This is a genomic window from Acidobacteriota bacterium, assembly GCA_009838525.1.
Taxonomy (GTDB): domain Bacteria; phylum Acidobacteriota; class Vicinamibacteria; order Vicinamibacterales; family UBA8438; genus VXRJ01.
The window spans coordinates 203998-217033 of sequence record VXRJ01000018.1 but is presented as its reverse complement, the minus strand read 5'-3'; the positions used below and the strand labels follow the sequence as shown (position 1 = coordinate 217033).

Genomic DNA, 13036 nt, shown 5'->3' with positions numbered 1-13036 from the left:
TCTATAGAATGGGGGGCGTGCGAACGGTTGCTGCCGGCGGCGTAGCGTTCGGCGACGGCGCGTCACTGCCGCTCATCGCGGGCCCCTGCGTAATCGAGAGTGGCGAGCATGCCGCGGCGATGGCAGCAGCTCTCCGCGACATCACGAACCGGTGCCGCGTGCCGTTCGTCTTCAAGGCATCCTACGACAAGGCGAACCGGACATCGATCAGGTCATTCCGCGGGCCGGGCCTGGCCGAGGGGCTGCGGATTCTCTCGGCGATCAAAGCCGACCTGGGCATTCCCGTCCTGACCGACATCCACGAACCGGCCCAGGCGGCGCCCGTCGCGGAGGTGGCCGACATCGTGCAGATCCCGGCTCTCCTTGCGCGCCAGACGGATCTCATCGTGGCCGCCGCCGCCACCGGACGAACCGTCAATCTCAAGAAAGGTCAGTTCATGGCGCCGCTCGATATGCGGCACGCGGTCGCGAAGGCGACGGCTGCCGGACACGATCAGGTCATCATCACCGAGCGCGGCACGCTGTTCGGCTACCGCGACCTGGTGGTCGACGTCCGGTCGTTTCCCCAGCTTCGCTCTCTCGGCTACCCGGTCGTATTCGACGTCACCCACAGTGTGCAGATGCCCGGCGGCGGCGACGGCGCGAGCACGGGTCGCCCGGAGTTCATCGAGCCGCTGGCGGCGGCGGGGGTCGCGGCAGGCATCGACGCCTTGTTCCTTGAAGTGCATGACGATCCGGCGCGCGCCCGGAGCGACGGAGCGAACGCTCTGCCCCTGCATCGCCTCGAACCCCTGCTGCAGAGACTCGTGACAATCTCCGAGGCTTCGCATCGACGGCTCGCCGCGACCGGGGCCGGGGAAAGCCGATGAGCGCCCGTGACCTGTCGGCGATTGCGACCGCGGTCGACCTGGCCCGGCGCGTGATGCGCATCGAGGCGGAGGCGGTCGCGGCGATCGCCGATCGACTGGACGAGCGTTTCGACGCTGCGGTCGACCTGTTGGCGTCGGGTTCGGGCCGCGTGATCGTGACGGGCATGGGCAAGTCGGGAATTATTGCGCGCAAGCTTGCCGCCACCCTCTCGAGCACAGGCACCGCGGCGTACTTCATCCACCCCGCCGAAGCCGTGCACGGTGACCTGGGTGCGATCCATCCGACTGACGTCGTCATCGCGCTGTCCCAGAGCGGCGAAACGCCGGAGCTCATTCGCCTGATCGAGATGATCCGCCGACTCGACGCGAGGCTCATCGCGCTGACCGGCTCCGTCGAGAGCGCGCTGGGAGAGGCAGCCGACGTGGCCCTTGACTGCAGCGTCTCCGCCGAGGCGTGTCCCCTGAACCTGGCGCCGACCGCGAGCACCACCGCCGCGCTCGCGCTCGGCGACGCGCTGGCGATGGCGCTGCTTGTCCGGAAGGGGTTTCGAGAGGAGGACTTCGCTCATCTCCATCCGGGCGGACAGCTCGGCAAGCGGCTGCTGCGCGTCGATCAACTGATGCACTCGGGCGGAGAGGTCCCGGTCGTTACTCCCGACGCGTCGTTCGACGACGTCGTCGAGACGATCACCGACGGCGGCTTCGGAATGACCTGCGTAGCGGACGCCGACGGCCGGCTGGCGGGAATCGTCACCGACGGCGACCTGCGCCGTCACCTGCCGACGCGCCGCCGGTCAGCGCCGCCGCCTGGCGAGCAACGCGCGCGAGACATCATGTCGGCCGAGCCGCTGACAATCGATCCCTCAACGCTCGCCGTCGAGGCCCTGCTCCTGATGGAACGGCGTCGAATCACGTCGCTTCCGGTGGTCGACGCGGGGCGGCGCGTTGCCGGCCTGATCCACCTGCATGACCTCTGGCGGACGGAACTCTTCTGAAGAAGAATGGCGAAACGACAGCGATGACCGACACCCTGCTGCTGCTCGCACCGATTGCGGCGCTTCTCATCGGCCTTGCCGCCGGCAAGGCATGGGAGCGGTACAAGCTGCAGGACGGCCGCTGGATCGACCGGCGCAAGATCCGTGAGTCGCCTCACTACATCCTCGGTTTGAATTTCCTCGTGTCGAACCAGATTGACCTGGCGATCGAGGAGTTGACCCGCGCCATGGGGCTGGATTCGACGGCGCTGGAAATCAACCTGATCCTGGGCAACCTGTACCGCGAGCGCGGCCAGGTGAGCAAGGCAATCCAGTTGCATCAGCGCCTGCTGCAACGCCCCAAGCTCACCGAAATGGAACAGGCCTATGTACTGCTCTGTCTCGGACTCGACTACAAGCGGGGCGGCTTCATCGACCGCGCCTTCGAGGCATTCTCGGAAGTTACCCGGCTCGATCCGGGCAACCAGTACGCGTTGCTGAATCTGGAGAAGATCCACGAAGAACAGCAGCAGTGGCAGGAAGCGCACGCTATCCGCCAGCGGATTACCAACATCGCTCCCGACGTGGAGAAGCCGCGCGATCAGGCGATCCTCGCGTTCCTCGAGAACGAACTGGGGCTCCAGGCGATGCGCCAGGGCTCACCCGAACAGGCGGTCCGGCACTTCGAGACGGCGCTCGAACTCGACCCGAGAACCGTACCGGCGTCGCTCAATCTGGGCGACGTTCACTTGCAGCAGGGACAAACCACCGAGGCGATCGCACGTTGGGAGCAAATCAGCCGGACCGCGCCGGAACGCTCGTACCTGGCGTTCGACCGGCTGGAAAAGGCATACGCCGGGGCGAGCAGCCATGGCCGGTTCATCGAGTTCTGCCGCCGGTTGATAGACGCGAACCCCCAGGACTGGCGCGCTCGAATGACTCTCGGCCAGCATCTGGCGGCTCAAGGCGACGCGCGGCACGCACTGGAGTTCTTCTTCGACTCGCTCGTTCACAATCCCCATGCGCTCGCCGTGCATCTGGCGATCTGGCGATCGCTCATGAAGCTGGACTTCGATCAGGCACTTGTCAACCGGTACCTGTCGCTGACGCACGAGTCGGTTTTCTATCTCGATCCCCACATCTGCATGCGATGTCACTACCGCAGCACGGAACTGCTCTGGCAATGCCCGCAGTGCCACGAGTGGAACACCTTCGTGGAGGAACGGATCGCGCCGGCGGAGGACGCGGAGGAAACCGAGGACGCGGAGGCGCCAGAGGAGGCGCCGGCCTGAGCGCCCTGCCAAACGGGTGTGCGGCAAGATTGTCCGCGACGGGAACGCTCTGACGGCGCGAGCCTCCCAACATGCTGCGCGTGGCACTGACCGGCGGAATCGCCACCGGCAAGTCGTACGTCGTCCGCCAGCTGCAAGCGCACGAAGTTCCGACTGTCGACGCAGACGAGCTGGCGCGCGCGGTCGTGGAACCGGGTCAGCCGGCGCACGTAGCGATCCGCCGTCGGTTCGGCGACGGCATCGTCCAGTCCGACGGCAGACTTGATCGGGAACGTCTCGGCGCCCTCGTCTTCCGGGACGCGGCGGCGCGGGCAGACCTCGAGGCGATAGTCCACCCCCCGGTGCGCCGAGCGATCGACGACTGGTTCAGCGCCCACGCGGCGGCGAACACCTCCCCGCCATTCGCCGTCGCCGACATCCCCCTGTTGTTCGAGACCGGACGGGACGCCGAGTTCGACCGGGTGGTCGTCGTCGCCTGCGCACCGTCAACTCAGATCGCGCGCATCATGGCGCGCGACGGTTTCTCTGAGGCTGAGGCGCGGCGGCGGCTGGCGGCGCAGTTGCCGATCACCGACAAGGTGACTCGCACCTCCCTGTTGATCAACACGGACGGCTCGTTCGAGGAAACCGCGCGGCAGGTGGACGAACTCTGTCGCGCCCTCGCCTGACAACGGGCCGCCAGTCAACGGCGTGCTACGGAAAGCCGAGTCGCGCCTCGGCGGCGCGGACGGTGTTCGACATCAGCATCGCGATCGTCAGCGGACCGACGCCGCCGGGAACCGGGGTAAGGGCGCCGGCGACGCTCGCCACCTCCGGGTGAACGTCGCCGGACAGCACCTGGCCGCGGCGGTCGAACGCCCGCACCTTCCTGCTCGCCTCGCCGAAAATCGTGACGACCTGTTCACGATCGGTCAGCGCGTTCGTGCCGACGTCGACCACCGTGGCGCCGGGCTGGACGAAATCCGCCGTGATGAAGGCGGGACGACCAATGGCGGCAACCAGGATGTCCGCCTCGGAGGCCACGCGCGGCAGGTCCACCGTGCGCGAATGACAGATCGTGACCGTTGCGTGCCGGTGCAGCAACAGCATCGCGATCGGCTTGCCGACGATGTCGCTCCGGCCGATGACGACGGCGCGGCGCCCGGCGATCTCGATGCCGTGCCGGTCGAGAAGCTCAATGATGCCCGACGGCGTACAAGGCGCCCAGGTCGGCCGCCGTTGCACCAGACGACCCACGTTCGCCGGATGGAACCCGTCGGCATCCTTGGCCGGGTCGATCGCATCGAAGATCCGCTGCTCGGCGTCGTCTCCCATGCCCGACGGAAGCGGCGACTGCACGAGGATCCCGTCGATCGCGTCGTCACGGTTGAACTCTTCGACGATGGCAAGCGCCTCGTCGAATGATGCGGAGGCGGGCAGCGTCCGCAGATCGGTTGCCATGCCGAGCGCCTCGCTCGCCGAGACCTTGCCGCGGACGTAGATTGCGGAACCGGGATCGTCTCCCGCCAACACGATGCCCAGGGTGGGCGGGCGGCCCGTCGCGTCGCGTACCGCATCGATCCTTGACCGAAGCGATCCGCGAATCGCCTCCGCGACGGCGGTCCCGTCCAGCCTTCTCGCGGTTCCTGCCGCAGCGGATGCGGCTGAGGTCGACGTGGAAGCAGATTCTTCGGACGACATGCGAGGGATTCCGTCTACGCGCGATGCGTTTGGGAGTCTACCCGACTTTCGTTAGAATGCCCCGCGACATGGGCGCACCGACAGACCCGCCCTCACCCCCTCGCCACTTCCTTCCAGCGGGACGGCGCGCCATCCAATGACTGCAGGTGGCGGTCGCGGCGCCTGGGGCTCGCGCACCGGGTTCATCCTGGCGGCGGCCGGTTCCGCCGTCGGCCTCGGCAACATCTGGGGCTTTCCGACCCAGGTGGGACAGGGAGGCGGCGCCGTGTTCGTCCTCATCTATCTCGCCTGCGTTCTGCTGATCTGCATTCCGATCCAGGTGGCCGAGATCGCGATGGGCCGGCGGACGCAGCAGAGCCCGGTCGGGTCCTTCGCGGCTCTCGCGCCGGGACGCGCGTGGTGGCTGGTGGGAGGGCTGGGCGTCCTGGCCGGCGCCGGCATTCTCTCTTTCTATTCCGTGATCGCAGGCTGGGCAGTCGCCTACATGTGGTTCGCCGCGACCGGCGCGCTACCCTCCAGTGCGGAGCAAGTCGGCAGCTTCTTCGGTGAGTTCACGGCCAATGGACTGGTAGCCATCATCCTCGCCGTCGTCGTGGTCGGGACGACCGCCGGCGTCCTGCTGGGCGGCGTCCGCGCCGGCATAGAGCGAGTTACGAAGGCGTTGATGCCGGCGTTGCTCGTCCTGCTCGTCCTGCTGGCCATTCGCGCCGTCACGCTCCCGGGAGCCGCCGAAGGAATCGCCTACTACCTGCAGCCCGACTTCTCGGAGATCGCGAACTTCGGAATTGTCAACGCGGCGCTCGGGCAGGCGTTCTTCTCGCTCAGCCTCGGCATGGGCTGCATGATCACGTATGGCAGCTACCTGCGTAGGCAGGACGGGATCGCGACGTCCGCCATGTGGATCGCGATGCTCGACACCGGCATCGCCCTGCTCGCCGGGTTCATCATCTTCCCGACCGGCTTCTCGATTGCCGGCTTCGACCCGGCGGCAAGCGGACCGGGATTGATCTTTGCCGTCCTGCCCGGGCTGTTCGCCACAATGCCAGGGGGACAACTGTTCGGAGCGGCCTTCTTCCTGCTGCTGAGCGTCGCGGCTCTCACGTCCACCATCTCGTTGCTCGAGGTGCCGGTGGCGCACTGCGTCGACGCCTGGGGCTGGACCCGGCGGCGCGCGGTCGGTTCGGTGACGCTGATCGTGGCCGCGTTCGCGATCCCCTGCGCCCTCTCCGGGGGAGCGGTCGCGTTCCTGACGAACCTGCCCGGCCTCGGCACCGATTTCCTGACCCTCATGGTGACCGTCTGGAACGAGTTCGCGTTGCCGATCGGTGGCCTGCTGACGGCGATCTTCGTCGGCTGGGTCTGGCGCGTGGACGGTGCGCTGGAGGAACTGCGTGCGGATGGCGCCTGGTTCCCGGCTCCAAGGGTCTGGGCCGCCCTCCTCCGGTGGGTATGCCCCGCTGCGATCGCGTCCATCATCATCGGCACCTTCGTTTCGATGTTCTGAGTCATGGATGCCCTGACGAGCTTGATGGCGCGGGCGGAAGAACTCCTCTACCACCCGTTCGCGCTGCCGTTGCTGCTCGTCCTGGTCGGTGGTGTCGTAACCGTTTGGACCGGTTTCGTGCAGGTTCGCCGCTTCCCCTTCGCGGTGAGGCAGACCCTTGCCGGCGTATTCCGCCCGTCGGGCGAGGGCACGGGCACGATCAGTTCGTTCCAGGCGCTCTCCACCGCGTTGGCCGCCACCGTCGGCAACGGCAACATCGCCGGGGTTGCCACCGCGATCCTGATCGGCGGTCCGGGCGCCGTCTTCTGGATGTGGATCACCGCCATCGCAGGCATGGCAACGAAGTACGCGGAGGCGGTTCTCGGTGTTCATTACCGTGTCACCCGCGAGACGGGCGAAATGGCCGCCGGCCCGATGTACTACATCGTCCGCGGGATTCCCCACGCTCCGACAGCCCGGACGCTTGCGGTGCTGTTCGCCGTCTTCGGCGCGGCGACGGCGCTGTTCGGCACCGGCAACATGGTGCAATCGAACGCGATCGCCCGTACGTTCGTCGAGGCGGCGCGCAGCACGGCCGGGATCGATCCACCGCTCTGGATACCCGGCATTGTGGTCACCGTGATTGTCGGACTGATCCTGCTGGGTGGCATTCGGCGAATCGCCGCGGTGGCCGAACGGCTCGTGCCGTCCATGATCGTGGTCTATATCGCCGCCGCGCTCCTGTACATCGTGCTGAACGCGAATCAGATACCGACGATCTTCCTGCAGATCGTGACCGGCGCGTTCACTCCGCTTGCCGCAGTGGGAGGCGTCGCCGGCGCGTCAGTCGCGCAAGTGGTGGCGGCAGGCATCAGCCGCGGCGTCCTCTCGAACGAGGCGGGTCTGGGCAGCGGGCCGATCGCGCACGGCATTGCGAAAGTAAGGCACCCGTGCGAGCAAGGCGTGGTCAGCATCTTCGAGGTGTTCACGGACACGATTGTCGTCTGCTCGATGACCGCCTTCGTGATCATCTCGTCGGGCCTCTGGACGGACCCGGGATACCAGGGCGCGAGTGCCGATCTGACCGCCGCCGCGTTCGGAACGACCATCCCGTACGCGCAGTTGCTCGTCGCCGTCTGCTCGTTCCTGTTCGGTTTGTCGACCCTGCTCGGGTGGGCGTACTACGGCGAAAAGTGCATCGAGTTCCTGATTGGCTCGCGCGTGATCACGCCCTATCGGGCCATCTTCACGGCCTTTGTCCTGATCGGCTCGGTCGCGGAAGTCCGCCTCGCCTTCGCCATCGGCACGCTCTTCAACGGCTTCATGGCGTTTCCCAATCTGATCGGCGTGTTGTTCCTCGTTGGGACGGTCCGCCGCCTGACCCGGGAGTTCTTCTACGGAAAGTCGGACGCCGGGGCGCAATCGCCCAATTGATCGACGTACGCCCGGACCCGCTGCTCCGGCGAGTCTCCGCGGAACAGATCGCTGATAACGGCAACTGCGGCGGCGCCCGACGCGATCACCTCGGGTGCGCGGTCCAGCGTTATCCCACCAATGGCGACAACCGGACGCGCGGGCTGGCGCGCCGCGGCGGCATGCACAAGGGCCAAGCCGACCGGTGCATACCCCGTCGCCTTGGTCCCGGTGGGGTAGACAGGACCGACCGCGAGGTAGCTGACCGGCTGCGACCCGGCCTCGGCGACTTGCGTTGCGTCGTGTGTCGACAAGCCGACGATCGCGGCCGGCTCCAGGATGGCTCGCGCCGCCGCCGGAGGCAGATCGCCCTGACCGACATGCACTCCCGCCGCACCGCAGGCGCGTGCAACATCGGCGCGGTCGTTGACGATCACGATGGCCTCATAACGCTCCGCCCGCGCAACGATGGCGTCGCACCACTCCTCCAGCTGCCCCGACGCGACACCTGGCGCCCTGAGTTGCACGAGCCGTGCGCCGCCGTCGAAACAGGCGGCGGCCAGATCGGGCGGCGGCCGACCGTGACGCGCGGCGAGTTCGGCGTCAACGATGGCGTAGAGCGGCGGCAGGCGCACCGGGAGCACGGCGGGGTCTACCTCACCTCGTCGTGTGGAGATCGGTGGGCGTGGTCAACACTTCCGGCCCATCTTCCGTCATCAGGACATCGTCTTCTATGCGGACGCCGCCGAAGCCGGGGACATACACCCCCGGCTCTATCGTGAAGACCATGCCGGGCGCCAGAACCGCGTCGTCTGTCTCCCCCTCCCCACTCACGCGCCGACGACCGATACGGGGCAGCTCGTGCACCTCGATCCCAAGGCCGTGGCCGGTGCTGTGGCCGAACGCGTCGGCGAGATCGTGCCGCTCCAGTGCGGCCCTCGCGGCCGCGTCGACCTCGCTGGCGCGCACCCCCGGGACGGCCGCCGCAATCGCCGCCGCCTGCGCCTCCGCCACCGCATCGTGCAGGCGCCGCGCCTCGTCCGGGATCGTCCCGACCGCCACCGTACGCGACAGATCGACACAGTACCGGTGATGGACTCCACCGAAGTCGAGCAACACCAGGTCGCCTTCCTCGATTCGCCGCTCGCCAGGGTGCGCATGCGGCAACGCACCGTTGGGACCAGTGGCGACGATTGTCTCGAAGGCAAGTGCTTCGAAGCCCGTTGCCTGAAGGACAGCGTCGATTTCGCGGGCCACTTCCAGTTCGGTCCGGCCGGCCCGAGTTGCCGCCGTGGCCGGCGCGACCACGTCCGCCAGCATGTGGCCGGCGGCTCGAAACAGTGCGATCTCGTGCGTGTCCTTTACCATCCGGGCCCGCTCGACGAGATCGGCGGAAGGCACCAATTCCACACTCCCGCCGAGCGCGCGCGTCAGCCAGCTCCAACGCCGAACGCTGTAGTGGTCGGACTCGATACCGACACGGCGTCGGCTTCCGCTGGCGCGGAGGTGGCTGGCGAGAGTGCCGTCGTAGGTGCCATCGGCCGGAACGGGAACGACGTCAAGGCCCGGCGGCATGAAGCCGGCGCTTTGCAGGCGATCCACGGCCTCCGCGTATCGAAAGTCAACGATGAGGGTCAGGTCGCCGGGGTCGGTCCCGACGATTGCCAACCCGGCACTCGCCCGCAGGTTGAGCAGGTAGTAGAGATGTGGGAGATGGCTGACGACCAGCCCGTCGAGCCCATCCGCCGCCAGTGCCGCACGCACTGCATCCAGGCGATCCGCCAGCCGCGATGGCGGCGCCAGCCCTCGCGTCTCCGTCGTCACGCGTGCACTATAGCGCCACGTGCGCCAGTGCTCGCCGCTCCGTGTGATCAGCGGCCAAGGGAAGGGTGCTCATCGGCCAGCTCTACGATCCGGTCGGCCGAGCGCGGCGCGCCGATGACCCGGATCCGGCGTCCGTCGCAAGGGTAGGGGTTGGTGGACCGCATGGGGCTCGAACCCACGACCTCAGCGTTGCGAACGCTGCGCTCTCCCAACTGAGCTAGCGGCCCGTCCGGTGGACAACTGGTGATCTTAACACCTGAGGTCAGGTGAGCAGGTCGAGGTACTTGAGGGCGCCGCCAGTGTTGAAGAGGACAACGCGGTCGGTGGGCAGGATGGTGCCGCTGGCAAGCAGCTTCCGGAGGGCGACGAGCGTAGCGCCCCCCTCCGGGGCCGCGCTGATGCCTTCGGTCGCACCCAGTTCACGCATCGCACCCACCATTTCGGCGTCGCTCACCGCAATTGCCGTGCCACCGCTCTCGCGTAGCGCGCGCAGGATCAGAAAGTCGCCAATTGCACGGGGAACACGCAGGCCGTCGGCGGCGGTGCGGGCATCCTGCCAGGGTTCGGCATGATCGGCGCCCCGCTCGAAGGCCCGAACGATGGGTGCGCATCCGTCGGCCTGCACGCTCACCATCCGGGGACGGCGCGCGTCCTTCGGCATCAGGCCAAGCGCTTCCAGTTCCTCGAAGGCCTTCCACATGCCGACGATGCCGGTGCCGCCCCCGGTCGGGTAGATGAACCAGTCTGGCCAGGATTCCCAGTCGCACTGTTCCGCCACCTCGTACGCCATCGTTTTCTTGCCTTCGACCCGGTACGGCTCGCGCAGAGTCGAGACGTCGTACCAGCCGAGGGGGCCGCCCGTTTCCGCGGCAACCCGGCCCGCGTCGGTGATCAACCCGTCGACCAGCGTGACGGTCGCGCCGTACTCTTCGCACTCGCGGATAAACGGGGTCTTGACGTCGCGCGGCATGAAGACCTGCGCCTCGAGTCCGGCGCGGGCGGCATAGGCGCCAAGCGCATTTGCCGCATTTCCCGCCGATGGCGCCGAGAGGGTGCGCGCGCCGAGGCGCCGCGCCACGGTGACCGCGGCCGACATGCCGCGCGCCTTGAATGAGTTCGTGGGGTTGGCCGATTCGTCCTTGACGGCAAGCCAGTCCATTCCGAGCAGGTCGGCAAGGCGGCGAGTTCGGAGCAGCGGAGTGTAGCCCTCGCCCAGCGTCACCGGCCCGCCTTCCTCGCCACCCGGGGGGAGCACCTCCGCGTATCGCCACATCGTCGGTGGCCGGCCCCGCCGGAGCGCAGAGCGGAGCCGGACGCCGGCGTCGCGCGTCAGGTCGTAGCGAGCGAGCAGCGGCGACCCGCAACGGCACAGATGCTGCGGCTCCTCCGGATCGTAGGAGCCTTCACCGCACATCGCGGCACAGTCGAGGTGGGTGAGCCGGGAGATGGAGGCGGCCATCAGGCGGCGGGTTCGGCTCCTACTGCTCCAGCAGCTCCGCGTCCTTGGCCTTCTGCAACGCGTCGATCTCCTTGATGTGGGCGTCCGTCAGCTTCTGGATATCGTCGAGCGCGCGCCGTTCCTCGTCCTCCGACAGCTCGTGGTTCTTCAGCAGACGCTTCAGCGCATCGTTCGCGTGGTGGCGCACCTGCCGGACGCTGGTCCGCCCCTCCTCGGCCAGCTTGTGGACGAGACGCGACAGTTCCCGCCGGCGCTCGTCGTTCAACGGTGGAATGGGAATCCTGATCACCTTGCCGTCATTGCTCGGATTCAGTCCGAGGTTGGCGGTCTGAATCCCGTGCTCGATGGCCCGGATCTGCGACGGGTCGAACGGCGTGGCGACAATCAGCGTCGATTCCGGAACCGAGAGGCTGGCCACCTGGTTGAGCGGCATTTCCGCGCCGTAAGCGTTCACCACGACGCTGTCGAGAAGATTGATCGACGCCCGCCCCGTGCGCACCCCCGCCAGCTCGCGCTTCACGTGGGCGACGGCGCCGTGCATGCGGCGCTCGGCATCGTCGTGGGCCGACTCGGGATCGGTGATGGCCGTCATGTCGTTACCTCCGGACGGTCCTCGGCGCCGGACGCCGTGACCGTTGAGCCGACCGGCTCGCCCAGCGCCGCGCGCCGCATGTTTCCGGGCGTACGGAGATTGAAGACGACGATCGGCATTCCGTTGTCCATGCAAAGCGAAATGGCGGTCGCATCCATCACCCGCAACCCCTGCTCGAGCACCTGCTGGTGCGAAACCCGATCGATCAGCGTTGCCGTCGGGTCGGTCAGCGGGTCGGACGTGAACACGCCGTCCACTTTGGTCCCCTTCAAAAGGACGTCGGCCCGTATCTCCATCGCGCGGAGCGCGGCCGCCGTATCGGTCGTGAAGTACGGGTTGCCGGTGCCCGCGCCGAACAGCACGATTCGGCCCTTCTCGAGATGGCGGAGAGTACGGTCGCGCACATACGGCTCGGCCACTTCGCGCATCTCGATCGCAGTTACGACGCGGGTCAGGGCGCCGAGCCGCTCGATGGCGTCGGCGAGCGCAAGGGCGTTGATTACCGTTGCGAGCATGCCCATGTAGTCGGCGGTAGCGCGTTCCATCCCACGGTCGCTCGCAGAAAGTCCGCGGAAGATGTTGCCGCCGCCGATGACGACGGCGATCTCCACCCCGAGGGCGTGCACTTCGGTGATGTCGCGCGCCAGTTGCCCGGTGGCATCCGGGTCGATACCGAAGACACCGTGGTCAGAGGCTAGCGCCTCGCCCGACAGTTTGAGGAGCACACGACGGTAGGCCCGGCTGGTCATCAGTTCCGGGCGGCGATTATAGATCAGCCTATTGAGGTCGCGCCCCGGCCACTAGTCGGGCCGCTCGCCCACCTTGAAACGTGAGAACCGGGCAACCGTGATGTTCTCGCCCAGCTTGGCGATGGCGTGCTTCACGAGGTCACCGATGGTTGTCTTCGGTTCACGGACCGACGGCTGATCGAGCAGCGCCACCTGACTGAACCAGCTGTTCAGTTTTCCGTCGACAATCCTCTCGATCACGGGGGCCGGCTTGTTCGATTCCTCCGCCTGCGCCCGGAAGATCGCCCGCTCGCGCTCCACCGCTTCCGCCGGCGCATCGTTGCGGCTGACGAACTGCGGATCGGCTGCGGCAACGTGCATGGCGATCTCACGAACAAGAGTCTGAAAATCATCGGTCCTCGCGACGAAGTCCGACTCGCAGTTCACCTCCACCAGGACTCCCACCTGGCCGCCCTGATGGATGTAGTGGCCAATGAGTCCCTGCTGCGTGGTCCGCCCGGCGCGCTTTTCCGCCTTCGCCTGCCCTCGTGTCCGAAGTACGGTGATCGCCCGGTCGATGTCGCCGTCCGACTCGGTGAGGGCCGCCTTGCATTCCATGAAGCCGGCGCCGGTCTTGTCCCGCAGTGCCTTGACCTGTGCTGCGCTGATAGCCATTTGTTGGTATCCGATCGTGACTGGCAGACGATCCCGCCGCAGGATCT

General features: G+C 67.3%; 13 protein-coding genes and 1 tRNA gene. 6 read left to right on the top strand and 8 right to left on the bottom strand.

Annotated features, from left to right (window positions below; translation table 11 throughout):
* Nucleotides 1–8 precede the first annotated feature (8 nt).
* The 4 genes from kdsA (at nt 9) to F4Y45_06860 (ending at nt 3803) form a co-directional block, all read left to right on the top strand.
* Nucleotides 9–869 carry a 3-deoxy-8-phosphooctulonate synthase gene (kdsA, locus tag F4Y45_06875; protein MXY24231.1) on the top strand — a complete coding sequence of 287 codons (861 nt, stop codon included), beginning with the start codon at nt 9–11 and terminating at the stop codon, nt 867–869.
* Nucleotides 866–1864: a KpsF/GutQ family sugar-phosphate isomerase gene (locus tag F4Y45_06870; protein ID MXY24230.1), complete on the top strand. Its 999-nt coding sequence runs from the start codon at nt 866–868 to the stop codon at nt 1862–1864. Before kdsA ends, F4Y45_06870 begins: the two co-directional genes overlap by 4 nt.
* Before the next feature lie 23 nt (nt 1865–1887).
* Nucleotides 1888–3135: a tetratricopeptide repeat protein gene (locus F4Y45_06865; protein ID MXY24229.1), complete on the top strand. Its 1248-nt coding sequence runs from the start codon at nt 1888–1890 to the stop codon at nt 3133–3135.
* 71 nt (nt 3136–3206) lie between these two features.
* Entirely contained in the window at nt 3207–3803 is a 597-nt protein-coding gene (locus tag F4Y45_06860) for a dephospho-CoA kinase (protein ID MXY24228.1), read from the top strand.
* Between the two features lie 25 nt (nt 3804–3828).
* On the opposite strand, the gene F4Y45_06855 is transcribed toward F4Y45_06860, so the two are convergent.
* Complete coding sequence (locus F4Y45_06855; GenBank protein ID MXY24227.1) at nt 3829–4815, bottom strand: bifunctional 5,10-methylenetetrahydrofolate dehydrogenase/5,10-methenyltetrahydrofolate cyclohydrolase; 987 nt, start codon at nt 4813–4815, stop codon at nt 3829–3831.
* A gap of 136 nt (nt 4816–4951) precedes the next feature.
* Here F4Y45_06855 and F4Y45_06850 point away from each other — a divergent pair, with 136 nt between their 5' ends.
* Together F4Y45_06850 and F4Y45_06845 are read left to right on the top strand one after the other, a co-directional pair.
* Complete coding sequence (locus F4Y45_06850; GenBank protein MXY24226.1) at nt 4952–6319, top strand: sodium-dependent transporter; 1368 nt, start codon at nt 4952–4954, stop codon at nt 6317–6319.
* 3 nt (nt 6320–6322) lie between these two features.
* Nucleotides 6323–7732, top strand: coding sequence for an alanine:cation symporter family protein (locus F4Y45_06845; protein MXY24225.1), 1410 nt, complete (start codon nt 6323–6325; stop codon nt 7730–7732).
* On the opposite strand, the gene thiE is transcribed toward F4Y45_06845, so the two are convergent.
* From thiE to tsf, 7 genes are all read right to left on the bottom strand, one after another.
* Nucleotides 7693–8388 carry a thiamine phosphate synthase gene (gene thiE, locus F4Y45_06840; protein MXY24224.1) on the bottom strand — a complete coding sequence of 232 codons (696 nt, stop codon included), beginning with the start codon at nt 8386–8388 and terminating at the stop codon, nt 7693–7695. The genes F4Y45_06845 and thiE overlap by 40 nt on opposite strands.
* Nucleotides 8369–9535: an aminopeptidase P family protein gene (locus tag F4Y45_06835; protein ID MXY24223.1), complete on the bottom strand. Its 1167-nt coding sequence runs from the start codon at nt 9533–9535 to the stop codon at nt 8369–8371. Before F4Y45_06835 ends, thiE begins: the two co-directional genes overlap by 20 nt.
* Before the next feature lie 151 nt (nt 9536–9686).
* A tRNA-Ala gene (locus F4Y45_06830) sits at nt 9687–9762 on the bottom strand.
* 35 nt (nt 9763–9797) lie between these two features.
* Nucleotides 9798–10994 carry a threonine synthase gene (locus F4Y45_06825; GenBank protein ID MXY24222.1) on the bottom strand — a complete coding sequence of 399 codons (1197 nt, stop codon included), beginning with the start codon at nt 10992–10994 and terminating at the stop codon, nt 9798–9800.
* Between the two features lie 19 nt (nt 10995–11013).
* Nucleotides 11014–11586, bottom strand: a complete 573-nt coding sequence (locus F4Y45_06820; GenBank protein ID MXY24221.1) for a ribosome recycling factor — start codon at nt 11584–11586, stop codon at nt 11014–11016.
* Nucleotides 11583–12335: a UMP kinase gene (locus F4Y45_06815; GenBank protein MXY24220.1), complete on the bottom strand. Its 753-nt coding sequence runs from the start codon at nt 12333–12335 to the stop codon at nt 11583–11585. Before F4Y45_06815 ends, F4Y45_06820 begins: the two co-directional genes overlap by 4 nt.
* 51 nt (nt 12336–12386) lie before the next feature.
* Nucleotides 12387–12989 (bottom strand): translation elongation factor Ts, encoded by a 603-nt coding sequence (gene tsf, locus F4Y45_06810; protein MXY24219.1) that lies wholly within the window; start codon nt 12987–12989, stop codon nt 12387–12389.
* Between the last annotated feature and the right edge of the window lie 47 nt (nt 12990–13036).